Consider the following 25,721-nt stretch of genomic DNA (forward strand, 5'->3'; position numbering starts at 1 on the left):
CCGGAATGCGCGCAAACTACTCCCCCATGCGGAAATCTTAGCCCAGTATAACATGCCCGTCCGCCCGATGCAAGAGCCGGGCGGCGTTTCGGGAGAATTTTTCCGGACGCTTCCATTTCTCCCCAGTAATCGGTTGACTTTGACAGCCTGTACGGGTATCATGATAACAGGAAAATGAACAATCCCCATGAAAGTATATATGTGACGGGAGGAAGTTATATGAACCATAACGAGCTGTATGAGCGCTGGCTGGCCGCGTCCCTCGAGGACCCCGACCTGACCGCGGAGCTTCGGTCGATCAAGGGGCGGGACGCCGAAATCCTCGACCGTTTTTACCGCGACCTCGCCTTTGGAACCGCGGGGCTGCGCGGGGTGATCGGCGCGGGCAACAACCGCATGAACATCTATACCATCCGCCGCGCGACTCAGGGGCTCGCCAACTACCTGCTCGCCCAGTCGGAGGAGCCGCACGTCGCGATCTCCTACGACAGCCGCATCAAATCTGACCTCTTCTCACGGGAAGCGGCGGGGGTGCTGGCCGCCAACGGCGTCCGGGTGTCGATCTACCGGGAGCTGATGCCCGTCCCGGCGCTCTCCTTCGCGACCCGCGAGCTTCGCTGCGACGCGGGCATCATGGTCACCGCCTCCCACAACCCCGCCAAATATAACGGCTATAAGGTCTACGGCAGCGACGGCTGCCAGATGACCGAGAACGCCGCCGACGCCGTCCTCAAAGAGATCAACAGCCTCGACGTGCTCACCGGCGCGAAGACGATGAAGTTCGAGGACGCGCTCGCCTCCGGGATCGTCTCCTATATCCCCGAGGAGGTCGCCGACCGCTTTATCGACAACGTCCTTGCCCAGCAGGTCAATCCGGGCGTCTGCGAAAAAGCGGGCCTCAAGCTCGTCTATTCCCCCCTCAACGGCGCGGGCAACAAGCCGGTGCGCCGCGTGCTCGCCGCGATCGGCGCGCGGGACGTGACCGTCGTGCCCGAGCAGGAGCACCCCGACGGCAACTTCCCGACCTGCCCCTTCCCGAACCCTGAGATCAAAGAGGCGCTCGCCAAGGGGCTCGAGCTCGCGCGCGAAACGGGCGCGGACCTCATGCTCGCCACCGACCCCGACTGCGACCGGGTCGGCATCGCGGTGAAGGAGGGGGAGGACTACACCCTGCTCACCGGAAACCATGTGGGCGCGCTGCTCTTCGACTACATCTGCCGCTGCCGCACCGAAAACGGCACGATGCCCAGGGACCCCGTCGCGGTGACGACGATCGTCTCCACCAAGCTCACCCAGATGATCGGCAAGGCCTACGGCGTCGAGGTGCGCAGCGTGCTGACCGGCTTCAAGTACATCGGCGAGCAGATCGCGCTGCTTGAATCCGCCGGGCATCCCGAGCGGTTCCTCTTCGGTTTCGAGGAGAGCTACGGCTACCTGTCGGGCACCTACGTCCGCGACAAGGATGCGGTCGTCGGCTCGATGCTCATCGTCGAGATGGCCTCCTGGTATAAGCAGAGGGGCATGAGCCTCGTCGACGCGCTCGGCGACCTCTACAAACGGTTCGGCATCTGCCGCGAGAGCGTCTCCAACTTCCAGTTCGAGGGCGCCGAGGGCATGAAGATCATGGCCGGCATGATGGAGAAGCTGCGGGAGAACCCGCCCGCCGAGATTGCCGGGCAGAAGGTCACCTGCGTGAGCGACTACGAGCGCTCCGTTTCCATCTGCGGCGGGAAGACCGCTCCGATCGACCTGCCGAAATCGAACGTGCTCGAATACGCGCTCGCCGACGGCTGCACCGCCATCGTGCGCCCCTCGGGCACCGAGCCGAAGATCAAGCTCTACCTGTCGGTCGTCGGCAGGGACATGGCCGAAATCGACGCGCGCGCCGCCGCGATGGGCGCGGACGTCAAGCGCATCATGGGCGTCTGAGCGGGCAAAATAGGGAAAATACGCAAAATCCTGCGGTTTCCGTAAAAAACCGCTTGCAATCGCGAGAGATGTGTGGTATAGTTTTAATGTTGCATTTATGGCATCTATCTCCGATGTCAGAAAGAGGTGAAACAAATGAAAGAGGGAATCCATCCCAAGTATGTGGATACGACGATCACCTGCGCCTGCGGCGAAGTGATCCATACGCGCTCGACGAGGGAGAACATCCGCGTTGAAATCTGCTCCAAGTGCCATCCTTTCTTCACCGGCCGTCAGAAGCTGGTCGATACGGGCGGACGCGTTGACAGGTTCAAAAAGCGTTTTGGCATGGACAAGTAAGTTTGCTGCAAAGTGCGCAGCCGCGGAAACCGCGGCTGCGTTTTTTGTATCCGGAAGGAGGCGCGGCTGATGCGGATCGAAACCAGGCGCCTGCTCCTGCGCCCGCTGGAGCAGGCCGACTTTTCCGCGCTGCAAAAAATCCTCGGCGATCCGCGGGTGATGTACGCGTGGGAGCACGGCTTCGGCGACGCCGAGGTGCGGGACTGGATCACCCGAAGCCGGGCGCGTTATGCGCGGGAGGGCGCGGGCCACCTCGCGGCAATCGAGCGCGCGTCGGGGGATTTTGTCGGCACGATCGGCCCGGTGTGGGAACCGATGGGGGACCGCGAGGCGTGGAGCGTCGGCTATATCCTCCGCCGGGACCGCTGGGGGGAGGGCTTCGCCCGCGAGGGCGCGGCCGCCTGTGTGCGGCATGTCCTCGAGGCGCTCGGCGCGCCCGAGGCGGCCGCCGACATCCGCCCGGAAAACGCCGCCTCCCGCCGGGTCGCGGCCGCGCTCGTCATGGAGGAGGCGGGGGCGTTCGTGAAGATCTACCGCGGGAGGGAAATGCCCCATCTCATCTACCGGATCACAAAGGAACGCTACGAATCGATGAAGCGGGAAAGAGGGAATATTTATGCGGAAATCTGAGAAATTCTTGTGGGCGTCTGTATTTTTATGCATCGGCATGGTGATCGGCTTTCTGATCGCGCCGATCAAGGCGGGCATTGTCTGCGGCAATGACAACACCATTTACACCGGGACCGGCCGGGACGCCGGGGACGATGACGCGGAGGCTTGAGTTCACCGTGCCGCCCGCCTATGACGGGCGCAAGGTCGTCCACTTCCTGCGCGGGGAGGCGGGGTGCTCCTATACGCTCGTGCGCTCCCTCAAAACGAAGGAGGACGGCATCCTCTTGAACGGCGCGCGCGCCCGCACGATCGACCGCCTGCGGGCGGGCGACCGGCTGGCGATCACGCTGCGCGACGGCATGGGCGGGGCGGAGCCGGACGGCACGCCGTCCGTGCCGCTCCTCTATGAGGACGACGATATCGCCGTCTATGACAAGCCCGCCGGAATGGCCTGCCACCCGGTGCGCGGCATGCAGAGCGGGACGCTCGCCAACGTCTTCGCGCGTGACTGCCGCGCGCGGGGGCAGGAGGCGGTCTGCCGGCTGATGGGCCGGCTCGACCGGGACACGTCGGGCGCGGTGGTGATTGCGAAGAACGCGTTTGCGGCCGCCACGCTCACCGGGCAGGTGGAGAAGACCTACCTCGCGCTCGTGACGGGCGCGCCGGAGCCCCGGGCGGGGACGGTCGACGCGCCGGTCGGGCAGCCCGACCGGGCGGACCCGCGCCGCCGGGTCACACCGGACGGCAAGCCCGCCGTGACGCACTATGAGACGCTCGCGGCGTTTTCCGGCTACAGCCTCGTGCGCTGCACCCTCGGGACGGGGCGCACCCACCAGATCCGTGTGCACATGGCCCACATCGGCTGCCCGCTGCTCGGGGACGCCCTCTACGGCGGGGACCGGGCGCTTATCGGGCGGCACGCGCTGCACTGCGCGGGCGTCTCCTTCACCCATCCGGTGAGCGGCGTTTCGCTCACCGTGCGCGCGCCCGTCCCAAAAGATATGCAAAAGTTGGCGCCCGATTGTGTGTAAACATGGTGAATATGTATGAAAATTGCGGAGAGTGCATATTTCTTGAAAAAACCCCTTGCAAAATAGGGGAACGGATGTATAATTATAACACGATATACAGAACAGCGCCCGCGTGACATACGCGGGATCAGATTGGGAGGAACGGAAAATGAAAAAGGTAATGGCTCTGGCCCTCGCGGCCCTGATGGTGCTTTCCCTCGCGGCGTGCGGCAAAAAGGCGCAGGTCGCCATCAACTCTGTCGAAGACCTGAACGGCAAGAAGATCGGCGTCCAGGCGGGCACCACCGGCGAAATTTACGTGCAGGAAAACGTCACCGACGCCCAGCTCGGCAGCTACAAGTCCGGCATGGACGCGGCGCTCGACCTCAAGAACGGCAAGATCGACGCGGTCATGCTCGACGAGCTTCCGGCAAAATCGATCGTCGCGCAGAACGACGACCTGACGATCATCGACTTCAACCTCGAGCCCGAGGAGTACGCGATCGCCGTCAAGAAGGGCAACACCGAGCTGCTCGACGCGATCAACGCGACGATCGCCCGGATGCAGGGCGACGGCTCTTATGAGGCGCTCGTGAACGCCTTCATGCCCGCCGAGGGCGAGGAAGCGATCAAGGTCCCCGAGGCGCTTGAGACCACGGGCGACGTGATCAAGATGGGCACCAACGCGGCCTTCAAGCCCTTCGAGTACGCCGAGGGCTCCGAGATCGTCGGCTTCGACATCTCGATGGCGCAGAACGTGGCCAAGGACATGGGCAGGAAGCTCCAGGTCGAGGATATGGCGTTCGACAGCCTGCTTTCCGCGCTTGACACCGGCACGATCGACTTTGTCGCCGCCGGCATGACCGCCACCGAGGAGCGCCGCCAGAGCGTCGACTTCTCCGAGCCCTACTACTCCTCCAAGCAGGTCGTCATCGTCCGCAAATAAGCAGTAAGAATCGATACGGGGATGCCGGGTGGGGCCTTTCGGCCCCGCCCCGCTCCTGTTTAGGGAGGAACGCCAATGCATGCGATCTATCAAAACCTGATTGCCATGGACCGCTGGAAGCTGATCCTCGAGGGCCTGGGCAACACGATCATCATCGCGCTGGGCGCGATCGTGATCGGCACCCTGATCGGCGCCGCCATGGCGCTCATGCGGGTGTCGGGCAACCGGGTCCTCGGCGGCATCGCCAGGGGCTACATCACGGTCATCCGCGGGATCCCGATGGTGACCCAGCTGATGATCTTCAACTTCATCATCTTCGCCCCCACCGGCATGCCGAAGCTCGCGATCGCGATCGTCAGCTTCGGTGTGAACTCGGGCGCCTACTGCGCGGAGATCTTCCGCGCGGGCATCCAGGGGGTCCCGCTCGGGCAGACGGAGGCCGGGCGGTCGCTCGGGCTGGGCAGGGCGCAGACCATGTGGTCGATCGTCATCCCGCAGGCGGTCAAGGCGGTGCTCCCCACCTACACCAACGAGTTCGTCGTGCTCATCAAGGAGACGGCGGTCGCCAGCTACATCGCGCTCATGGACCTGACCAAGGCCAGCGACATGATCCGCAACGCGACCTTCAACGCGTGGGTGCCGCTGCTCTCCGCGGCGGTGATCTATCTCTGCCTGACGCTGGGGCTGTCGAGCCTCTTCGCACGGCTGGAAAGGAGGCTGGCGCGCAGTGATCGAGGTTAAAAATCTCCGCAAGTCCTTCAAGGGTCTCGAGGTGCTCCGCGGCATCAACGAGACGATCGCCAAGGGGGAAAAGGTGGTGGTCGTCGGGCCGTCCGGTTCGGGCAAATCCACCTTCCTGCGCTGCCTCAACCGGCTCGAGGAGCCGTCGGGGGGCGAGATCTGGTTCGAGGGGACCAACATCTGCGACCCCAAGTGCAACATCAACCGCCTGCGCCAGAAGATGGGCATGGTGTTCCAGCAGTTCAACCTCTTCGCGCACCTGTCGGTCAAGGAGAACATCACCCTGGCGCCCACCAAGCTCAAGATCATGACCCCCGCCGAGGCGGACGAGAAGGCGATGCAGCTTTTGAACCGCATCGGGCTGGCGGAAAAGGCTAACGCCTATCCGAGCCAGCTTTCGGGCGGCCAGCAGCAGCGGATCGCGATTGTGCGGGCGCTGGCGATGAACCCTGACGTGATGCTCTTCGACGAGCCGACCTCCGCCCTTGACCCCGAGATGGTCGGCGAGGTGCTCGATTTGATGATCCAGCTCGCGGAGGAGGGGATGACGATGGTCGTCGTCACCCACGAGATGGGCTTCGCGCGCGAGGTGGGGACCCGCGTGCTCTTCATGGACGAGGGGCAGATCCTCGAGCAGAACACGCCCAAGGAGTTCTTCGCGAACCCGCAGAACCCGCGCACCAGGGACTTTTTGTCCAAGATTCTATAGGATTGCCGACTGACCGCAGGGGCGCCGCGCGCCCCTGCGGAATTTTCGCCGGATGGAGGCACTATGAACGTACTGTTTTTGGGGGACGTGGTGGGCCAGGCGGGCTGTGAAAAGGTCCGCCGCGAGCTGCCGCGGCTGAAAAAAGAGCTGTCCGCCGGGATCGTGGTCGCCAACGGGGAAAATTCCGCCGAGGGCAACGGGATCACCCCCTACAGCGCGCAGCACCTCTTTGCGAGCGGGGTGGACGTGCTCACGACGGGCAACCACGCGCTGCGCCGCCGCGACGTCTACGACCTGCTCGAGGAGGGGAACGGCATCGTGCGCCCCGCGAATTTCCATCCGTCCGCGCCGGGGAAGGGCTGGTTCCTCCACGACAATCCCGCCTTCCCGCTCGCGGTGGTGAACCTGCAGGGGCGCGTCTATATGGACCCGCCGCTCGCAAGTCCCTTCGACACGGCGGACGCGCTGCTCTCCAAAATCGACTGCCCCAACATCCTCGTGGATTTCCACGCGGAGGCGACGGCGGAGATGCTCGCGCTCGGCCACTACCTCGACGGCCGGGTGTCGGCGGTGATCGGCACCCACACCCACGTGCAGACCGCCGACGAGCGCCTGCTGCCGCGGGGGACCGCCTACATCACCGACGCGGGGATGTGCGGCGGGAGGGACTCGATCCTTGGGGTGGAGAAGGAACGGGCGATCGAACGGCTGCGCACCGGGCTGCCGGTGCGCTTCCAGAACGACCCGGAACAGATCGAACTGTGCGGCGTGCTGCTCGTGTTCGGGAAGACGCCCGGGAAGGTCGAGCGGATCGAACGGGTCCGGGTCCCCTGACGAAGAATGGAAAACCGGATAAAAATCCCCCGCGGCCCTGCCGGCCGCGGGGGATTTTTCGTTTTTTACGAATGTTCACAAAGCTGCGTTGAAATTATACGGCCTATGGGGTATAATATTTAAGATTTACATGAAGCGGAATCCGTTGGGCGGCCGCAGGCCGCCGGGACGATGGCATGGGAGTGCGGGATGAAAAAACGGTTTTATGCGCTGCTGGCGGCGCTGGCGGTCCTTTTGGGCGGCTGCGCCCCCGTCGATTTGAGCGACCAGCAGCAGGTGGATATTACGGGCCAACTGCAGGAGTCCGCCCCGTCCGCGACGGAGGCGGAGGAATCCGCCGCGCCCGTCGAAGGCGAGGTGCGCGTGGCCTACGACCCCTCGGATTCCCTCAACCCCTATACGATGACCTCCCAGCTCAACCGGCAGCTCGTTCCGCTGCTCTACGACAGCCTCACCCGGCCCGACAAGACCTGGCGGCCGGAAAACCTGCTGGCGCGGGAGATCACGCAGACGGACGGCAAGCAGTACGTCGTGAAGCTGCGCGGGGACGCGCTCTTCTGGGACGGCACCCGCTTGGACGGCAAGGACGTCATCTACTCGTTCACGACCGCGGTCGCCTCCGACTCCAACTGGAAGCAGATGCTTCAGAACGTGTCGGGCTGCTCAGTCAACAGCGACGGCGACGTCGTCTTCCGGCTCTATTCCGCCGACGCGGATTTCCCCGCGCTGCTCTCCTTCCCAATCGTCAAGGAGGGCACGGCGGGGGAGGACTTTCCTGTCGGCGTCAGCAAGTATTACGTCTCGGGCACCTGGCGGCAGGGGGTCGTCCTCGAGCAGAACCCCCTCTACTGGCAGGAGGCGGGCAGCATCAAAAAGGTACTGCTGGTGGGGGTGTCCGACCCGGGCGCGCTCGGCTTCAGCCTGCGTACGGGGGATGTGGACCTTGTCTACTCCGACCTGAGCGACCCCGAGCTCTCGAACCTCTCCGCCCAGAGCGCGCCCGTATCCCTCAACAACCTCGTCTATATCGGGATCAACGGGAGCCGCGGCCTTCTGGCGGAGCCGGCCTTCCGGCAGGCGCTCTCGCTGGCGGTCAACCGCGACGAGCTGGTGCAGAAGGCGTACGTCTCCCGCGCGCGGGCGACGATGTACCCGCTGAACCCCGATTTCTACCGCATGGAGTCGATCGAGCTCTCCGCGCCGCGCGACCTGACCAGGGCCGGGGAGCTGCTCGATGAACTCGGGCTGCGGCAGAAGGACGACGACGGCTGGCGGCTGCGCTACGGCGCGCCCGTCACCCTGCGCCTGCTCGTCAACAGCGAGAACGCCGCGCGCACCGCGGCGGCCGCGCTGATCGCCGAGCAGCTCGCGCGGCTGGGGATCAGGGTGGAGGTCGTGTCCCAGTCGTTTTCCCAGTACCAGTCGAGCCTCGCCGGCTACAACTACGATCTCTATATCGGCGAGACGCGGCTGATGGACAACATGGATTTTTCCCTGCTCTTAAACGGCGGGGCCCTCGGCTACGCGGCCCCCTACAGCGAGTACCTGAGCGACCTGGCGCGCGCCTACCGCGCGACGGGGACCGGCGTGGGGACGCTCTGCGAGGCGTTCTCCGCCCAGACGCCCTTCATCCCGCTCGTCTTCCGGCAGGGGGCGGTCTCGTTCGAACGGGCCTTCCAGGCGGAAATCCTTGCAACGGAGCAGGATATTTTCTATAATATAATGGAATGGTAGAACTTTACCCCGCGTGATTTCGTAACATTGCGCTGGCAGATAGAATGGAGGTTTTTCGTTTTGATCAGCATCGAGAACCAATACGGCACGGTGGAGATCTCCCAGGAGTATTTTTCCAACCTGGTCGGGAAGGCGGCGTCCGAGTGCTTCGGCGTCGTGGGCATGGTCAGTTCCCCCGCGCAGGGGCTGCGCGCCGCCATCCGCGGCAAAAAGACCCCCGACGAGGGGGTGCGCGTGCGCACCTCGGGCGGCGGGCTCATCGTCGACCTGCACATCGTGGTCATCTACGGCATGAATATCGCGGCGGTCACCCGCAGCATCGTCAACCGGGTGCGCTATACGGTGGAGCAGGCCACCGGGCTCGAGGTGGCAAAGGTCAACGTCTTTGTCGACGCGATGAAAACCGAGAACGCATAACGGATGCAAAACTTCTGAGATGGGGGTCATAAGATCGTGATTACAGGACGGATGCTCAGGGATGCGTTTATCTCGGGAGCAAACAACATTTCCAACCAGCGGCAGGCGGTCGATGCGCTTAACGTCTTCCCGGTGCCGGACGGCGATACGGGAACCAATATGTCGATGTCCGCCTCGGCGGCCAAGCGGGAGCTCAAGCGGGTCCCCGACGACGCGACCGTTTCCCGCGTGGCGGACGTGTGCGCCTCGGCGCTGCTGCGCGGCGCGCGCGGCAACTCGGGCGTCATCCTTTCGCTGCTCTTCCGCGGCTTCTCCCGCGGGCTCAAAAACGAGACCGAGGCGGACGCCGAGCACATCGTGCGCGCGCTGGAAAAGGGCGTGGAATCGGCCTATAAGGCGGTCATGAAGCCCACCGAGGGCACCATCCTCACCGTGGCGCGCGTCGCCGCGATGAGGGCGCGCGAGGAGCTCCACGCCGACACCACCACCGAGGAGATCTGGGACGTCATCCTCGAGGCCGGCAGGGAGGCGCTTGCCGAGACCCCCGAGCTGCTGCCGGTGCTCAAAAAGGCCGGCGTCGTCGACGCGGGAGGGCAGGGGCTAATCGTCGTCTTCGAGGGCATGGCCGAGGTCTTCCACGGCCGCCCGGGCGTCGAGCCGGGCGAGGAGAAGCCGGCCGACAGCGATTCGATCCATCCCGACCGCAACGCGGCGGGCGAATACGTGGGGGAGATCACCCACACCTACTGCACCGAGTTCCTCGTCAAAAAGACGGAAAACTCGATCGACCCGCAGGATCTGCGCGCGTTCCTCGAATCGATCGGCGACTGCGTGGTGGTGGTCGACGACGACGACATCATCAAATGCCACGTGCACACCGACCATCCCGGCCAGGCGCTCGAAAAGGCGGGCGCCAACGGCGCACAGCTGACCAGCCTCAAGATCGAGAACATGCGCGAGCAGTACGAGGCGCAGAAGGCGAGCATCGTGGAGCCGGAGAGCGACGCCGGCTTCAAATACGCGGCTGTCGACCCGTCGCGCGAATACGGCTTTGTTGCGGTCGCCGCGGGCGAAGGGGTGCAGAAGCTCTTCGAGGACCTCGGCGTCGACAACATCGTGAGCGGCGGCCAGACGATGAATCCGTCGACCGACGACATCCTCTCGGCGGTGCACGCGACCCCGGCCAAGACGGTCTTCGTGCTGCCCAACAACAAGAACATCATCATGGCCGCCGAGCAGGCGACCAAGCTGGCCGACCGCAGGGTGGTGGTGCTCCAGACCCGCACGATCCCGCAGGGCCTGTCGGCGATGCTCGCCTTCGACCCCGATGCCGACGCGACGGCCAACCAGCTCGCGATGCAGAAGGCGTTCGAGCGGGTCGGGACCGGCCAGGTGACCTTCGCGGCGCGGGACAGCGACTTCGACGGCCACAAGATTAAGGAGGGCGAGCTGCTCGCGCTGGAAAACGGCAGGCTCGCCTTCACCGAGAAGGACCTCACCCGCGCGGTCGTGCGGCTGGCCAAGGCCCTCACCCACCGGGACAGCAGCTTCGTGACGCTGCTCTACGGCGAGGAGATCGAGGACGGGCTGGCCGAGAGCGTGCGCGAGGCGGTGGCCGACAAGCTGCCCGACGATGTCGAGGTCGCGCTCATCAAGGGCGGGCAGCCGGTTTACTACTTCATCATCTCGGTCGAATGACCCGGGGGCGTTCGTGATGCGGCATCAGAAAGTCACCCGGATGGTGCTCGCCGCGATGTTCGCGGCAATCACCGCCGTGGCCTCCCAGATCATTTTCCCGCTCGGCTTCACGCCGGTGCCCTTCTCCTGCGCGATGATCGCGATCTACCTGTGCGGGGCGCTGCTCGATCCGCGGACGGCCTTCTTTTCCCAGCTCGCCTACCTGCTGGCCGGCGCGGCCGGCGCGCCGGTCTTCTCCTACTTCTCCGGCGGCCTGCACAAGCTCGCCGGACCCACGGGGGGCTACCTCTTCGTCTATCCGCTCATGGCGCTGGCGGTTTCGGCCGTCACACGCCGCTGGGGGCGCGGCTTCTTCAAATACTGCGCCGCGATGACGATGGCGCTCGCACTCTGCTACGCGGTGGGAACCGCGTGGTTCATGTTTGTGTCGAACACCGGGCTCGCCGCCTCGCTGGTGGCCTGCGTGGCGCCCTTCGTTCCGATGGACGCCGTCAAGATCCTGCTTTCCGCGGCGCTCGCCAGCGCGCTTTCCCGCGCGCTCGGTAAGGCGCGGCTGCTCGGGACTGGCATATAAACGAAAGCCCATCCGGGGCGGGCGGAACGCCCGCCCCGTTTTCTGCGGTTTTGTCCCGTTCTTCCGCCGCGGATGGTTTGGTATGGTATGGAGGCGAAAGATGATGATGAATGGAAAGTCCCTGCGCGCGGTGTGCGCGCTGCTCTGCTGTCTGACGCTGGCGTCCTGCGGGAAGGCTCCCGCGCCCGCCGCGCCGGAATCCTCCGTGCCGCCCGCCGCTCCGGAACCCGTGAGCTCCCCCGCGCAGGAGCGGCCCGAGGCGGAGGCGTCCGCCTCGGACGGTGAGTTCGCACGGGTGGTGGAGGCCGCCGCTCCGGCCGCCCGGGAGATCACGGCGGAGTACGGGGAGGTAATCGCGGCGTTCCCCGAGGCGGAACGGGAACGGCTGCTCACGGCGGTAACGGCGCTGGGCGTCCCCGCGAAGCTGTGGGACTACGGGAACAGCGAGCGCGGGATCGAGGGCTGGCAGGCAATTGCGGAGTTCTGCGAGGCCTTCCGGCGCGGCGAGGACGCCGAAACCGCCTGGTACTGGGTCGGCGCCGAAGAGGCCGCGCAGTACCGGATGACGGCGGCGGACGGGACGCTCTCCCGGGAATACCGGTGCTGGAAATTCGGGGACCTGTCGCCCTCGGCGGATTCCACGACGGTGGAGACGCTGTCCGGCGTCAAATTCCGGGAGGACGGCTGGATCGAATGGAGCCGTTCCCCGGACGAGCTCCCGGAGCAGGAGCGGATCGTCCCGCTGCCGAAGGAGCTTTGGGGTCTCTGCGAAAAATACGTCATGCCCGTCGCCGGGGACCACAGCAACGTGCTGACGCGCGACTGGGACGCGGAAAACCACGGCGACGTGTGGTGGGAATTCGTGTTCGTCTCGCTCTCGAGCAGCGTGGGGAAGGAGCTTTCCGATACCTATGAAGCGGTGGAGGACGCCTATGACACCTACGAGGTGCCCGCCGCCGACGTGGAAGGGCTGCTGACGGGATATTTCCCGGTCACCGCGGAGGAACTGCGGGCGCTGCCCAACTACCGCCCGGACACACAGACCTACCGGATGCAGTATTTCCAGGGAAGCGGCACCTTTGTGGGCGGGGACCTGGAAGTGACGGATAAAACCGATCACCCCGACGGCAGCATGACGCTGCGGGTCGACTGGGTTCGCCCGGACGACTGGTCGGGACGGTATTACCTGACCGTCCTGCCCGGAGAGGACGGAAGCTGGAACTATCTCGGCAACCGGGTGGAGCCGGGCGCCGGGGGATAGACGACGGTTTGGAGGATACGGATGAACAGGAGACGGGGAATGGCCGCGCTGGCGGCCCTGCTGGTCTGCTGCGGCTGCGCCGCACAGCCCGCGGACGCGGGGAGCGCGCTTTTCGCCACGGAGGACGGGCGGATGACCTTCACGTTCCCGGCGGGCTGGACGGCGGACGCCGAAAGCCGCGCCTTCGACCTCGTCTGCCGCGACGAGGCGCGGGAGCTCTCGGCGGGCGTGTTCTCCTACACGCGCGAGGGCGCGGCAATGCCGTTCGAGCCGTCCGAGGCACTCGACTTCCACGTGGAGGACTTTTGCGCCCGGCTGGAGGACGCGGGGGAGCCGGGCGGAAAGGAGGAGCGCGCCGACGGGGGACACTCCTTTACGTCGGTGCTGTTAGAGGCGGGAGGAACCGCCTACTATTTCACGCTGATCGAATTTTCCGGCTACTCGGGGCGGTTCGCGGTGGCGGTGATGACCTGCCCGGCGGCGGCCTTCGAGGCGGAGCACGCCAGGTTCGACGCGATCGCCGCCTCGGCCGCGCTCGCGGAGGAGCCGCCGGGCCCCGCCCCGCGCGGGCAGGCCGCGTAAACCCGCTTCCCGTGCGTTTTTGCGGTTGACATCGGGCGCGCGGGAGGGTATACTACAAAGAGATAACGGCGAAGATGGGGTCAATCCGTGGATTCCGGCACAGAGAGGCGCGCGGCTGGTGGGAGCGCGCCGCGGAAGAGGCGGGCGCCGCCCCGGAGCCTTCCGGCGACGAGCCGGACGCAGGCGGGCGTTAACCGCAGCGAGCGGCGCGGGGGTTTCCCGCGCAATTTGGGTGGTACCGCGGAAGGCAGATGCTTTTCGTCCCAACTTTTGGGGCGAGGAGCATCTTTTTGTATTTCCGCCGGAAAAGGTTAAAGGAGCGAGTGAAAACAATGGAATGGACCGGACTCAACGAACTGCGTGAAAAATTCCTCAGCTTTTTTGAGAGCAAGGGGCATCTGCGGCTGCCGAGCTTCCCGCTGATGCCGTCCGCCGACGAGGCGAGCCTGCTGCTCATCAACTCGGGCATGGCCCCGATGAAAAAGTGGTTCCTCGGCATTGAGGAGCCGCCGCGCCACCGGGTGACGACCTGCCAGAAGTGCATCCGCACCCCCGACATCGAGAATGTCGGCAAGACCTCCCGCCACGGCACCTATTTCGAGATGCTGGGCAACTTTTCCTTTGGCGACTACTTCAAGCACGAGGCGTGCGCGTGGGCGTGGGAGTTCATCACCAAGGAGCTCGACCTGCCGGTCGACCGCATCTGGGTGTCGGTCTACCTGGACGACGACGAGGCGGAGGAGATCTGGACCAAGGAGGTCGGCGTCGACCCGGCGCGCATCGTGCGGCTGGGCAAGGAGGACAACTTCTGGGAGATCGGGTCCGGTCCCTGCGGCCCCTGCTCGGAGATCTATTTCGACCGCGGCGAGCAGTACGGCTGCGGCAAGCCCGACTGCGCCCCCGGCTGCGACTGCGACCGCTACGTCGAGTTCTGGAACCTCGTCTTCTCCCAGTTCAACGGCGACGGCGAGGGCCACTATGAGAAGATGGAGCACCCGAACATCGACACCGGCATGGGCCTCGAGCGCCTCGCCTGCATCATGCAGGGGGTGGACAACCTCTTCGAGGTCGACACGGTGCAGAATATCTTAAAGCACGTCGCGCGCATCGCGGACGTCGAGTACCACAAGGACGCCAAAACCGACGTGTCGCTGCGCGTCATCACCGACCACATCCGTTCCACCACCTTCATGGTGAGCGACGGCATCCTCCCGCAGAACGAGGGCCGCGGCTATGTGCTGCGCCGCCTGCTGCGCCGCGCGGCGCGCCACGGCCGCCTGCTCGGCATCAACGAGCCCTTCCTCTACAAGGTCTGCGAAACGGTCATCGGGGAGAACGCGAACGCCTATCCTGAATTGGTCGAGCACAAGGACTACATCGTCAAGGTCATCAAGGTCGAGGAGGAACGTTTCGCCCGCACGATCGACCAGGGCATGGAGCTCTTGAGCAGCTTCATCGACAGGATCGATTCCCAGATGGACCGGAAGGTCATGAAGGGCGCGGACGCCTTCAAGCTCTACGACACCTACGGCTTCCCGGTCGACCTCATCCGCGAGATCCTTTCCGAGCGGCACATCGAGCTGGACGAGGCGGAGTTCGACCGCCAGATGCAGGCGCAGAAGCAGCGCGCCCGCGAGGCGCGCGCCGCGCTGGGCGATCTCGGCTGGGAGGAGGACGTGCTCGCGGACCTCGGCGCGCCGGGGAAATTTGTCGGCTACACCGAGAACACCGCCGAGGCGAGGATCGTCGCGCTCGTGAAGGACAACCGGCGCGTCGACGAGCTGCACGACGGCGAGCTGGGCTCGGTCGTCCTCGACGTGACCCCCTTCTACGCCGAGAGCGGCGGCCAGGCGGGCGACAGCGGCTTTATCAAGGCTGGCGGGAACGCCTTCAACGTCTACGACTGCAAAAAGTCCAAGGGCGGGCATTTCGTCCATGTGGGCGAACTGACGGTCGGGACCCTCGCCGTGGGCGACCGGGTGACGGCGGCCATCAACACCGACCGCCGCCGCGACATCATGCGCAACCACACCGCCTGCCACCTGCTTCAGGCGGCGCTGCGGCAGGTGCTGGGCGACCACGTGCACCAGGCGGGCGCCTTCTATGACGACAGCGTCTGCCGGTTCGACTTCAGCCACTTCTCGGCGGTTACGCCGGAGGAGCTCAAGCGGGTGGAGGAGATCGTCAACCGGATGATCCTCGCGGCGGTCGACGTGCACGTCGACGAGATGCCGATCGAGGAGGCCAAGAAGCTGGGCGCGATGGCGCTCTTCGGGGAAAAATACGGCGACGTTGTGCGCGTGTGCGACATCCCGGGCGAATCGACCGAGTTCTGCGGCGGCACCCATCTGGAGAACACCGCGCTGGTCGGGCTCTTCAAGATCGTGAAGGAGTCGTCGGTCGCGGCGGGCGTACGCCGCATCGAGGCGGTCACCGGCAAGAACCTGCTGCGCTATTTTAGCGAGCAGGAGGCGCTGCTCGAGCAGGCGGCGGCGGCCGTCAAGGCGAGCCCTGCCGAGCTGCCGGCGCGCGTCGAGGCGCTGAACGGCGAAATGAAGGAGCTGCGCCGCAAGCTGGAGGGCGCGGAAGGCAAGCTGGCGGAGGCGCAGCTCGGCAACGTGCTGGAGAACTCCCAGATCGTCGGCGGCGTGCGGGTCGCGTCGGTCGCGATGACCGGCGCGAAGATTGAGGCGCTGCGCACGATGGGCGACCGGGTGCGCGAGAAGTTCTCCGACATCGTCTGCGCCTTCTCCACCACCAACGACGGCAAGGCGTCCATCCTCGTGGTCTGCGGCAAGCAGGCGGTCGAGAAGGGCGCGCACGCCGGCAAGATCGTCAAGGACCTCGCCGCCCTCTGCGGCGGCAGCGGCGGCGGCCGTCCCGACAGCGCGCAGGGCGGCACGTCGGAGATCTTCCGCGTCGACGAGGCGATGGCCCAGCTGACCTCCATCGTGAGCAGGCTGGTCGAATAAACACGCACCATACGGGAAGGAGGGCATACCATGAGCGACTGCATCTTCTGCAAGATCATCGCGGGCGAAATCCCCAGCAGGAAAATCTATGAGGATGAGCGCTGCTACGCGTTCCACGACATCGACCCCAAGGCGCCGGTGCACTTCCTCGTGATTCCCAAGGAGCACATCACCGGCGCGAACCGGATCACCGAGGAGAACGCGTCTCTCGTCGGACACATCTTCGCGGTGATCGCGAAGGTCGCCGCCGAGCTCGGCGCGGGCGACGACTACCGCGTCGTCACCAACTGCGGCCCCAAGGCTGGCCAGACGGTCGGCCACCTGCATTTCCACGTGCTGGCGGGCCGCGATATGACCTGGCCTCCGGGTTAAAGGCGCATGGCGCTTTGGCGTCCCGACCAAAGCGCCCCCGCTCGCGGGACTGCTCGGCGCGACGCCCGCTCGATGCGCCTCACGGGGAGGGGCGGGCCGCCCCTCCCCGTGTGCCCCACCCCGGCGGGGCGCCCTTTGCGCGCACCTGCCCTCCATTTGGAGGGCAGGTGCGCGTGCGTCTATTTTTTCGCGGAAGGAAGGAACGGCATGGGAAATCTTCTGGCTGTCGGCTGCGGCGGCTTTTTGGGCGCGTCGGCGCGCTACCTCGTCTCGCTGGCGGCGGGGCGGCTCGATACCCGGGGCTTCCCGCTGGGGACCTTCGCGGTCAATTTGGCCGGGGCGTTCCTGATCGGGTTCCTGTCGGAGCTGCTCGCGCGTGCCTGCCCCGACCGGAACCGGCTGCGCCTCTTCTTGACGACGGGCGTTATGGGAGGCTTCACGACCTTTTCCACCTTTAGCCTTGAGACGGTGAACCTCTTCCAGGCGGGCCGGCCGTGGATGGCGGCGGCGAACGTCCTGCTGAGCGTGGTTTTCTGCCTCGCGGGCGCGGCGGCGGGGAAGCTCTGCGCGGCGCGGGCGGCGTAAAGAGAAACGGAGTGGCGGTGCCCGTTCCAAACGCAACCTCTGTTTGCAGAAACAGCGAAAACCCAACGGAATACCGACGACATATCATTGGCAATTGTGCTATCCTGATAGCACAATGCGTGAAGAGGTGGTTGCCGTGCCGTTGGAGATTCGTGGTGTGCGGAGGGACCCGTCGGTCTACCAGTCGATCGATCTGCCGGAGCGGCTTATCGAGGCAGTGGAACGCATCGCATGGCGGGAGAACGTGAGCGTCAACCGCGTAATCGTCAGCATGATCGCGTTCGGTGTAGAGGAACTGGAAAGGGCGGAAGAACCGCTAAGACCGTAAAGAAAGTGGAGGTACCTACTATGGAGATCACCAAATTGACGGCGTTCATTTTCAGTCCCACGGGCACGACGGCGGCGGTCGCGAAGCCGCTGGCGGAGGCGCTTCTGCCCGGCGCGCGCATCGTCGACCTGACCTGCGCGGACGCGGAGGAGGAGCGCTTCGGCCCGGACGAGCTCGTCCTCTTCGCCGCGCCGGTCTACGGCGGGCGGATTCCCGCGCCTGCGGCGAAGCGGTTCGCGCGGATGAAGGGGGAGGGCACCCCCGCGCTGCTCGTCGCGGTCTATGGCAACCGGGACTATGACGACGCGCTGCTCGAGCTCTGCGATCTCGCGGAGGAAAACGGCTTTCGCCCGGCGGGGGCGGGGGCCTTCCTCGCCGAGCACTCGATCTTCCATTCGGTCGCGCGCGGCCGTCCCGACGCGGCGGATTTGGAGGCGGTCCGGACGTTCGCCGGGCTGGCGAGGGAGAAGCTCGCCCGGGCGGCGGGGACGGGAGAGTTCGGCCCGCTTGCCGTCAAGGGGAACCGGCCCTACCGGGAATTTTCCGGCGTGCCGCTCAAGCCCCAGGCGGACAGAAAGTGCGTGAAATGCGGCGCCTGCGCCGAAAACTGCCCCGCCGGGGCGATCCCGGCGGACGACCCCTCCAAAACGGACAACAGCCGCTGCATCTCCTGCATGCGGTGCGTCAAGGTCTGCCCGGCGGGGGCGCGCAGGGTGAACGGCCTCATGCTGTCGGTGGCGGAAAAGCCGTTCGCGAAGAAAAACAGCCTGCGCCGGGAACCCAAGTGGGTCCTCTGAACGGGACGGTTCCGTTTGGATTGGTTTTTTATTGCAAATCCGGGGCATCCTGTGGTATATTAGTGGAGTGAATATCATCTGGAAAGAGGTAGTATTGTGAAACGGACAGAGATCAAACAGCTCTTCTCCGCGCCGCAGGATTTCGACGGCGCAGAGACGACCGTCTGCGGCTGGGTACGCACCATCCGCGATTCCAAGGCGATCGGCTTTATCGAACTCAACGACGGCTCCGCCTTCAAGAATTTGCAGGTCATCCTCGAGCAGGGGACCCTTTCGAACTTCTCCGAGATCGTGAAGCTCAATGTGGGCAGCGCGATCACCGTGCACGGGCGGGTGGTGCTGACTCCCGAGGCCAAGCAACCGCTGGAGATCCACGCGGAATCGGTGGAGGTTGAGGGCCTTTCCACGCCCGACTATCCGCTCCAGAAGAAGCGCCATTCGCTCGAATTCCTCCGCTCGATCGCCCATCTGCGCCCCCGCACCAACACCTTTGAGGCGGTGTTCCGGGTGCGTTCGGTGGCGGCGTTCGCAATCCATAAATTCTTCAACGAGCGCGGCTTCGTCTACGCGCACACCCCCCTGATCACCGGCAGCGACTGCGAGGGCGCGGGGGAGATGTTCCGCGTGACCACCCTCGACCCGAAGGACCCGCCCCTCACCGAGGACGGCAAGGTCGACTACTCGCAGGACTTCTTCGGCAAGCAGACGAGCCTGACCGTCTCCGGCCAGCTTGAGGGCGAGTGCATGGCGATGGCGTTCGGCAAGATCTACACCTTCGGCCCGACCTTCCGCGCCGAGAATTCCAACACCCCCCGCCACGCGGCGGAGTTCTGGATGATCGAGCCGGAGATCGCGTTTGCCGACCTCGAGGACAACATGCAGCTCGAGGAGGAGATGATCAAATACGTCCTGTCCTACGTGCTGGAGCAGTGCCCGCAGGAGATGGCGTTCTTCAACAGCTTCTACGACAAGGGCCTCATCGAGCGTCTGGAGGGAATCGTGTCGTCCGATTTTGGCCGCGTCACCTACACCGAGGCGATCGCGCTGCTGGAAAAGGTCAAGGACCGCTTCCAGTACCCCGTCTACTGGGGCTGCGACCTGCAAACCGAGCACGAGCGCTACCTCACGGAGGAGGTCATGAAGCGCCCGGTGTTCGTCACTGACTACCCCAAGGAGATCAAGGCGTTCTACATGCGCCTCAACGACGACGGCAAGACGGTCGCGGCGGTCGACCTGCTGGTGCCGGGCATCGGGGAGATCATCGGCGGCAGCCAGCGTGAGGAGCGGCTCGACGTGCTGCTTTCCCGCATGAAGGAGCTCGACCTGCGCGAGGAGGACTACCACTGGTACCTCGACCTGCGCCGGTTCGGCGGCACGAAGCACGCGGGCTACGGCCTCGGCTTCGACCGGCTCATCATGTACATCACCGGCGTTTCCAACATCCGCGACGTGCTGCCCTTCCCGCGCACGACCGGTTCGGCGGAGTATTAAAAAAAGAACACGGATCCGCCGCGGGCACTGGCCCGCGGCGGATTTTTTCTGCGCCCGGGTGCGGGAAACGATGCAGCTTATCCGGAAAATCCTGTGCCGATCGACCAGATTTCCCCTGTTTACGGGGGCCTGTTTTGGTACGGAATCATGAATTTTGCAGGATTCAAAAATTCATCTTGCAAAACGGGCAAAATTGGCATATACTATAGCATAGGGCCCAAACGGCGGGAAAGCCGCGCGGGCGTATGACAAACTTTCCATTACATATGATATAGGCGGGTGTTTTGACGATGATGGCAAATGAACGCGGGGTTTCCCGCGAGGCGCAGGAGGTAGCGGTGATGTCAGGATATGCGGAGCTTTCCCGTGAGGAGCTCGAGGCACTGCACGGGGAACTGCTCGGGCGGTACGAGGCGTTCAAGGCGAAGGGGCTGAGGCTCGACATGTCGCGCGGCAAGCCGGCCGCCGACCAGTTCGACCTGGTTTCCGGGCTGCTTGACACGGTGACCTCCCAGTCGTCCACCAGGGCGGAGGACGGGGCGGACTGCCGCAACTACGGCGATTTCGACGGCATCCCCGAGTGCAAGAAGATTTTCTGCGACATGCTCGGCGTCGCGCCGGAGGAGCTTTTCGTCTGCGGCAACTCGAGCCTGTCGGTCATGTACGACGCGATCGGCAAGATGATGCTGCTCGGCGTGCGCCCGGGCGCGAAGCCGTGGCGCTATCTCGACAAGGTGAAATTCCTCTGTCCGGCGCCCGGCTACGACCGCCATTTTGCAATTACCGAGCTCTACGGCATCGAAATGATTCCCATCGAGATGACCCCCGACGGCCCGGACATGGACACGGTCGAGCGCCTGGTGGGCTCCGACCCGTCGATCAAGGGCATCTGGTGCGTGCCGAAGTACTCCAACCCGCAGGGCATCACCTATTCCGACGAGACGGTGCGCCGGTTCGCGCGGATGAAGACCGCCGCGGACGACTTCATGATCATGTGGGATAACGCCTACGCGGTCCATGACCTCTATCCCGACCGCCGCGACACGCTGCTCAACATCCTCGACGAGTGCAAGAAGGCGGGCGATCCCGACCGGGTCATGATCTTTGCGTCCACCTCGAAAATCTCCTACGCGGGCGCGGGCATCGCGGTGTTCGCCTGCTCGGAGGCCGTCATGAAGCGGATGAAGGAGCTGCTCTCCTTCCAGACGATCGGCTTTGACAAGCTCAACATGCTGCGCCACGCGCGGTACTTCGGGGACCTCGACGGCGTCATGCGCCACATGGATAAGCAGGCGGAGCTCCTGCGGCCCAAGTTTGCGGCGGTGCTCGACGCATTCGACCGGGAGCTCGCGGGCAAGGGGATCGCCGAATGGCTCGCCCCCAACGGCGGCTATTTCATCTCGCTCGACGTGATGGACGGCTGCGCCAGGCGGGTGGTCCGGCTCTGCAAGGAGGCGGGGGTCGTGCTGACGGGCGCGGGCGCCACCTATCCCTACAAGAAGGACCCGCGCGACCGCAACATCCGTGTCGCGCCGACCTACCCGACCGTCCCCGAGCTCGAACAGGCGGTCGAGCTGCTCTGCATCAGTGTGCAGCTCGCGGCGGTGGAAAAGCTGCTGGCCGCGTAAAAGGGGAAAAATTTACAGAAAATGCGGGCGGGCAATTGTTTCAATTGCCCGCCCTGTGTTATACTAATCACATTGCATCATCCCGGCAGGGACGGAATCAGAAACCGGAGAGGAAGGACAAAGATGGCCCACGACAGATACGAAAGCCCCTTTTGCACCCGTTACGCGAGCGATGAAATGCAATACGTTTTTTCCGCCGACCACAAGTTTAAAACCTGGCGGAAGCTGTGGATCGCCCTGGCCAGGGCGGAGCAAAGGCAGGGCCTCCCGATCACCGACGCGCAGATCGCCGAGCTGGAGGCCCACGCGGACGACATCAACTACGACGTCGCCGAGGCGCGGGAGAAGGAGGTCCGTCACGATGTGATGAGCCATGTCTACGCCTACGGGGTGCAGTGCCCCTCGGCGAAGGGGATCATCCACCTGGGCGCGACGAGCTGCTACGTCGGTGACAACACCGACGTGATCGTCATGCGGGAGGGCCTGCGGATCCTCCGCCGCAAGCTCCTCAACGTCGTTTCGCTGCTGGCGGATTTCGCGGACCGCTACAAGGACATGCCCGCGCTCGCCTACACCCATTTGCAGCCCGCGCAGCTCACCACCGTCGGCAAGCGCGCGACCCTCTGGCTCAACGAGCTGATGCTCGACTACGGGGAGCTCGAGCACCGTATCGCCTCCCTGAAGCTGCTGGGCAGCAAGGGCACCACCGGCACCCAGGCGAGCTTCGTCGAGCTCTTCGACGGGGACAGCGCGAAGATCCGGGCGGTCGAGGAGGACATCGCGCGGGAGATGGGCTTTGACGCGGTCGTGCCCGTCTCGGGGCAGACCTACTCGCGCAAGGTGGACAGCATGGTGGTCGGCGTCCTCGCGGGCATCGCCCAGAGCGCGAGCAAGTTCTCCAACGACCTGCGCATCCTCCAGAACTTCAAGGAGATGGAGGAGCCGTTCGAGGCCCACCAGATCGGCTCGTCGGCGATGCCCTACAAGCGCAACCCGATGCGCAGCGAGCGGATCACCGCGCTCGCGCGCTATGTGATGACCGACTCCCTCAACCCGGCGTTCACCGCCGCGACCCAGTGGTTCGAGCGCACCCTCGACGACAGCGCCAACAAGCGGGTCGCCGTGGCGGAGGCGTTCCTCGCCACCGACGCGATTTTGGGGATCATGCTCAACGTCTGCGACGGGCTGGTCGTCTATCCCAAGGTGGTGCGCCAGCGGGTGATGAAGGAGCTGCCCTTCATGGCGACCGAAAACATCATGATGGACGCGGTGCGCCGCGGCGGCGACCGGCAGGAGCTGCACGAGCGGCTGCGGGAGCACTCGATGGCGGCCGCGCGGCACGTCAAGGAGGAGGGCGGCGACAACGACCTGATCGAGCGCGTCTGCGCCGACCCGGCGTTCGGGCTCCGGAGGGAAGAGGTCGACGCGATCCTCGACCCGGCCCGCTTTACCGGCCGCAGCGCCGAGCAGGTGGAGGAATACCTGCGCGATGTGGTGAACCCGGTGCTCGAGGCGAACCGCTCCCTGCTCGGCGAGCGGGCGCAGCTTTCGGTATAATCCGCGCCCGCGCGGCAAAAACCGATTGACTTTTCCGTTCATATCCAATATAATTAAAAAAGTGCCGCATTGCGGCCGGGCGCGTCCCGGCGGATGTTTGGCATGGCCGGAAACCCGGGGGAAAGCCCGGCGGGGCGGGCAGTTTCAGGCCGCGGAGGATGCGCGGCGTGAAGTTGTCCGGGCCGCCGTGCGGACGGCCGGGGGAGGCCAGAGGAAAACCACGGGCAGCCGCGCAGCGGCTGCCGGCTGTTTTTGCAGTTGTGGTTTTGCAAGGAGGACAAGCAGATGAAAAAGGTTGGAAAACCGGTGTTCTTTGTCGTACTGATATTGATCGCCGCGTTTACCGCGCTGTCGTTCTTCGGCGTGTCGACCGCCTACGGGGATAACACCCACACCTACATCAAAGGTGTGGACGATATCCGCTGGGGCATCGACATCCGCGGCGGCGTGGACGTCACATTTACCCCGCCCGCGGACTATGACGCCTCTCCCGAGGAGATGGCGGCCGCGGAATCCATTATCAAGGTCCGTATGGTCTCCCAGAACATCACCGACTACGAGACCTATGTGGACGACAGCAAGGACCGCATCATCGTCCGTTTCCCCTGGAAGCAGGGCGAGTCGGACTTCAACCCCGAGCAGGCGGTCAAGGAGCTCGGTGAAACCGCGCTGCTGACCTTCCGCGAGGGCAACGAGTACACCGGCCCCGTGGTCATCGAGGGCAAGCACGTCACCTCGGCGCGCGCCGTCCTCAACTCCCAGACCAACGAGCCGATGGTCGAACTGAACCTCAACACCGAGGGCGCCCAGCTCTTCTCCGAGGCGACCGGCCGCCTGGTCGGGCAGCCGATCTCCATCTGGATGGACGAGAACCGCATCAGCTCGGCGACCGTCAAGACCCAGATCCCCAACGGCGTGGCCACCATTTCGGGCGGCTTCGATGTCAAGGGCGCGCAGGACCTCGCTGAAAAGATCAACGCCGGCGCGCTGCCCTTCAAGCTCGAGACCGAGAACTTCTCCTCGATCTCCCCGACGCTCGGCCTCGGCGCGCGTGACGCGATGGTCACCGCGGGCGTGATCGCCTTCATCCTGGTCGCGCTCTTCATCATCCTGATCTACCGCATGAGCGGCGTGGTCGCCACGATCGCGCTGGTCGGCCAGGTGGCGGGCATGATCGCCTGCCTAACCGGCTTCTTCGCGCCGTTCCCCTCCTTTACGCTCACCCTGCCGGGCATCGCCGGTATCATCCTCTCGATCGGCATGGGCGTCGACGCGAACGTCATCACCTCCGAGCGCATCAAGGAAGAGCTCCGCAACGGCAAGACGCTGGACGGCGCGATCGATTCGGGCTTCCAGCGCACCTTCGCGGCCATCTTCGACGGCAACATCACGATGGTGCTCGTCGCGATCATCCTTATGGGCGCGTTCGGACCGCCGAGCTCGATCTTCGGCACCATCTTCAGCCCCATCTTCCGCTGGTTCGGCGCCTCCGCCACCGGCGCGATCTACTCCTTCGGCTATACGCTGATCGTCGGCGTCATCTTCAACTTCATCATGGGCGTCACCGCTTCCCGCCTGATGCTCAAGTCGATCTCCAAATTCAAGCCCTTTAAAAAGGCGTGGCTGTATGGAGGTGACAAATAATGAAACAGATTGATATTGTCGGACGCAGAAAGATTTGGTTCACAATTTCGATTGTCCTGATTGTCATCGCCATCCTGGCCTCCTTCTTCCCCGGCGTGAAGCTGGACATCCAGTTCAGCGGCGGTACGATCGTCACCTATTCGTTTAACGGCGACCTCGACAAGGGCGAGTTCCAGAGCTCCATCGAAAACTCGCTGGGCCAGAAGGTCACGCTGCGCGAGCAGAACGACGTCAACACCGGCGCCACCAACTACGTGATTACCCTCAACTCCAAGTCGGGCGTCACGCCGGACCAGCAGATCGCGGTCAACACGGCGCTCAACGAGAAGTTCCCCGGCGCGGACATCCAGACCGCCAGCATCAGCAACGTCGACCCGTCGATCGGGCGCGACTTCCTGCTCAAATCGGTGGTCGCGGTCGCCGTGGCCTCCATCCTGATGATCGTCTATATCGCCTTCCGGTTCCGCAAGATGAACGGCTGGTCGGCGGGCGTCATCGCGGTGGCCGCGCTCGTCCACGACCTGATCATCGCCTACGGCGCGTTCGTCGTCTGCGGCTTCCCGCTCAACGACAGCTTCATCGCGGTCATGCTGACCATCCTGGGTTACTCGATCAACAACACGATCATCGTCTACGACCGCATCCGTGAGAACCGCAGGCTGCTGCCGGTCAAGACCTCCTACAAGGACCTGGTCAACATTTCGGTCAACCAGTCGATGTCCCGTTCGATCAACACCACCGTTTCGACCGTCATCGCGGTCGGTTGCGTGTGCGTGATGTCGCTCGTCTATAACGTCAGCTCGATCCTGACCTTCTCCTTCCCGCTTCTGGTGGGCATGTTCGCCGGATTCTTCTCCTCGATGTTCATTTCCGGCTCCCTCTGGACGCTCTGGCAGGAGCACAAGCTCGCGAAAAAGTAAGGCTGGGCCATTCTTGGGCCGCCGGCACTGCCGGCGGCCCA

Annotated in this window: 25 protein-coding genes; all 25 read left to right on the forward strand. The window is 64.6% G+C overall.

Translation table 11 applies throughout. From position 1 onward, the window contains the following. The first annotated feature begins 219 nt into the window (after positions 1–219). On the forward strand, positions 220–1,929 hold the full coding sequence (locus RCI06_RS04905; RefSeq protein WP_306574709.1) for a phospho-sugar mutase: 1,710 nt from the start codon (positions 220–222) through the stop codon (positions 1,927–1,929). Positions 1,930–2,064: 135 nt separating this feature from the next. Further along, positions 2,065–2,268 (forward strand): 50S ribosomal protein L31, encoded by a 204-nt coding sequence (rpmE, locus tag RCI06_RS04910; protein ID WP_101551254.1) that lies wholly within the window; start codon positions 2,065–2,067, stop codon positions 2,266–2,268. A gap of 69 nt (positions 2,269–2,337) precedes the next feature. Next, on the forward strand, positions 2,338–2,898 hold the full coding sequence (locus RCI06_RS04915) for a GNAT family N-acetyltransferase (RefSeq protein WP_306574710.1): 561 nt from the start codon (positions 2,338–2,340) through the stop codon (positions 2,896–2,898). Next, the gene (locus tag RCI06_RS04920) at positions 2,885–3,049 is read left to right on the forward strand and encodes a hypothetical protein (RefSeq protein ID WP_158595529.1); all 165 of its coding nucleotides are present in this window, start codon (positions 2,885–2,887) and stop codon (positions 3,047–3,049) included. The genes RCI06_RS04915 and RCI06_RS04920 overlap by 14 nt, the downstream gene beginning before the upstream one ends. After that, complete coding sequence (locus tag RCI06_RS04925) at positions 3,033–3,911, forward strand: RluA family pseudouridine synthase (protein WP_306574711.1); 879 nt, start codon at positions 3,033–3,035, stop codon at positions 3,909–3,911. Before RCI06_RS04920 ends, RCI06_RS04925 begins: the two co-directional genes overlap by 17 nt. A gap of 148 nt (positions 3,912–4,059) precedes the next feature. After that, positions 4,060–4,836: a transporter substrate-binding domain-containing protein gene (locus RCI06_RS04930; RefSeq protein WP_306574713.1), complete on the forward strand. Its 777-nt coding sequence runs from the start codon at positions 4,060–4,062 to the stop codon at positions 4,834–4,836. 75 nt (positions 4,837–4,911) lie between these two features. Then, positions 4,912–5,577, forward strand: a complete 666-nt coding sequence (locus RCI06_RS04935) for an amino acid ABC transporter permease (protein WP_101551246.1) — start codon at positions 4,912–4,914, stop codon at positions 5,575–5,577. Continuing rightward, positions 5,564–6,286: an amino acid ABC transporter ATP-binding protein gene (locus RCI06_RS04940; protein ID WP_121585930.1), complete on the forward strand. Its 723-nt coding sequence runs from the start codon at positions 5,564–5,566 to the stop codon at positions 6,284–6,286. The genes RCI06_RS04935 and RCI06_RS04940 overlap by 14 nt, the downstream gene beginning before the upstream one ends. A gap of 63 nt (positions 6,287–6,349) precedes the next feature. Continuing rightward, complete coding sequence (locus tag RCI06_RS04945; RefSeq protein ID WP_256152210.1) at positions 6,350–7,120, forward strand: TIGR00282 family metallophosphoesterase; 771 nt, start codon at positions 6,350–6,352, stop codon at positions 7,118–7,120. Positions 7,121–7,309: 189 nt separating this feature from the next. Further along, complete coding sequence (locus tag RCI06_RS04950) at positions 7,310–8,854, forward strand: ABC transporter substrate-binding protein (RefSeq protein ID WP_276870361.1); 1,545 nt, start codon at positions 7,310–7,312, stop codon at positions 8,852–8,854. Between the two features lie 60 nt (positions 8,855–8,914). Then, positions 8,915–9,271: an Asp23/Gls24 family envelope stress response protein gene (locus RCI06_RS04955; RefSeq protein ID WP_101551237.1), complete on the forward strand. Its 357-nt coding sequence runs from the start codon at positions 8,915–8,917 to the stop codon at positions 9,269–9,271. Positions 9,272–9,307: 36 nt separating this feature from the next. Next, positions 9,308–10,969 carry a DAK2 domain-containing protein gene (locus RCI06_RS04960; RefSeq protein WP_302822636.1) on the forward strand — a complete coding sequence of 554 codons (1,662 nt, stop codon included), beginning with the start codon at positions 9,308–9,310 and terminating at the stop codon, positions 10,967–10,969. Between the two features lie 16 nt (positions 10,970–10,985). Beyond that, positions 10,986–11,543 (forward strand): biotin transporter BioY, encoded by a 558-nt coding sequence (locus tag RCI06_RS04965; RefSeq protein WP_302822637.1) that lies wholly within the window; start codon positions 10,986–10,988, stop codon positions 11,541–11,543. Positions 11,544–11,643: 100 nt separating this feature from the next. Beyond that, positions 11,644–12,804, forward strand: a complete 1,161-nt coding sequence (locus tag RCI06_RS04970) for a DUF6070 family protein (RefSeq protein WP_306574717.1) — start codon at positions 11,644–11,646, stop codon at positions 12,802–12,804. Positions 12,805–12,825: 21 nt separating this feature from the next. Then, a complete protein-coding gene (locus RCI06_RS04975; protein WP_306574718.1) occupies positions 12,826–13,386 on the forward strand; it encodes a hypothetical protein in 561 nt (186 codons plus the stop codon). 332 nt (positions 13,387–13,718) lie between these two features. Continuing rightward, a complete protein-coding gene (alaS, locus tag RCI06_RS04980; RefSeq protein WP_306574719.1) occupies positions 13,719–16,358 on the forward strand; it encodes an alanine--tRNA ligase in 2,640 nt (879 codons plus the stop codon). A gap of 30 nt (positions 16,359–16,388) precedes the next feature. Then, a complete protein-coding gene (locus RCI06_RS04985; protein WP_288234054.1) occupies positions 16,389–16,730 on the forward strand; it encodes a histidine triad nucleotide-binding protein in 342 nt (113 codons plus the stop codon). Positions 16,731–16,937: 207 nt separating this feature from the next. After that, positions 16,938–17,315 carry a fluoride efflux transporter CrcB gene (gene crcB / locus RCI06_RS04990; RefSeq protein WP_101551223.1) on the forward strand — a complete coding sequence of 126 codons (378 nt, stop codon included), beginning with the start codon at positions 16,938–16,940 and terminating at the stop codon, positions 17,313–17,315. A 142-nt stretch (positions 17,316–17,457) separates the two neighbouring features. Next, positions 17,458–17,643: a hypothetical protein gene (locus RCI06_RS04995; protein ID WP_306574721.1), complete on the forward strand. Its 186-nt coding sequence runs from the start codon at positions 17,458–17,460 to the stop codon at positions 17,641–17,643. A 20-nt stretch (positions 17,644–17,663) separates the two neighbouring features. Then, on the forward strand, positions 17,664–18,440 hold the full coding sequence (locus RCI06_RS05000; RefSeq protein ID WP_306574724.1) for a 4Fe-4S binding protein: 777 nt from the start codon (positions 17,664–17,666) through the stop codon (positions 18,438–18,440). A gap of 96 nt (positions 18,441–18,536) precedes the next feature. After that, positions 18,537–19,931: an asparagine--tRNA ligase gene (gene asnS / locus RCI06_RS05005; RefSeq protein WP_101551216.1), complete on the forward strand. Its 1,395-nt coding sequence runs from the start codon at positions 18,537–18,539 to the stop codon at positions 19,929–19,931. 341 nt (positions 19,932–20,272) lie between these two features. Next, positions 20,273–21,559: an aminotransferase class I/II-fold pyridoxal phosphate-dependent enzyme gene (locus RCI06_RS05010; protein ID WP_276870344.1), complete on the forward strand. Its 1,287-nt coding sequence runs from the start codon at positions 20,273–20,275 to the stop codon at positions 21,557–21,559. A 123-nt stretch (positions 21,560–21,682) separates the two neighbouring features. Continuing rightward, positions 21,683–23,116 carry an adenylosuccinate lyase gene (purB, locus tag RCI06_RS05015; protein WP_306574726.1) on the forward strand — a complete coding sequence of 478 codons (1,434 nt, stop codon included), beginning with the start codon at positions 21,683–21,685 and terminating at the stop codon, positions 23,114–23,116. A 285-nt stretch (positions 23,117–23,401) separates the two neighbouring features. Then, the gene (gene secD, locus RCI06_RS05020) at positions 23,402–24,760 is read left to right on the forward strand and encodes a preprotein translocase subunit SecD (protein ID WP_101551209.1); all 1,359 of its coding nucleotides are present in this window, start codon (positions 23,402–23,404) and stop codon (positions 24,758–24,760) included. Further along, positions 24,760–25,680, forward strand: a complete 921-nt coding sequence (secF, locus tag RCI06_RS05025) for a protein translocase subunit SecF (protein WP_101551207.1) — start codon at positions 24,760–24,762, stop codon at positions 25,678–25,680. Before secD ends, secF begins: the two co-directional genes overlap by 1 nt. Positions 25,681–25,721 lie beyond the last annotated feature (41 nt).

Source organism: Anaerotruncus massiliensis (ex Togo et al. 2026) (genome assembly GCF_030825285.1).
Classification (GTDB): Bacteria; Bacillota; Clostridia; order Oscillospirales; family Ruminococcaceae; genus Anaerotruncus; species Anaerotruncus massiliensis.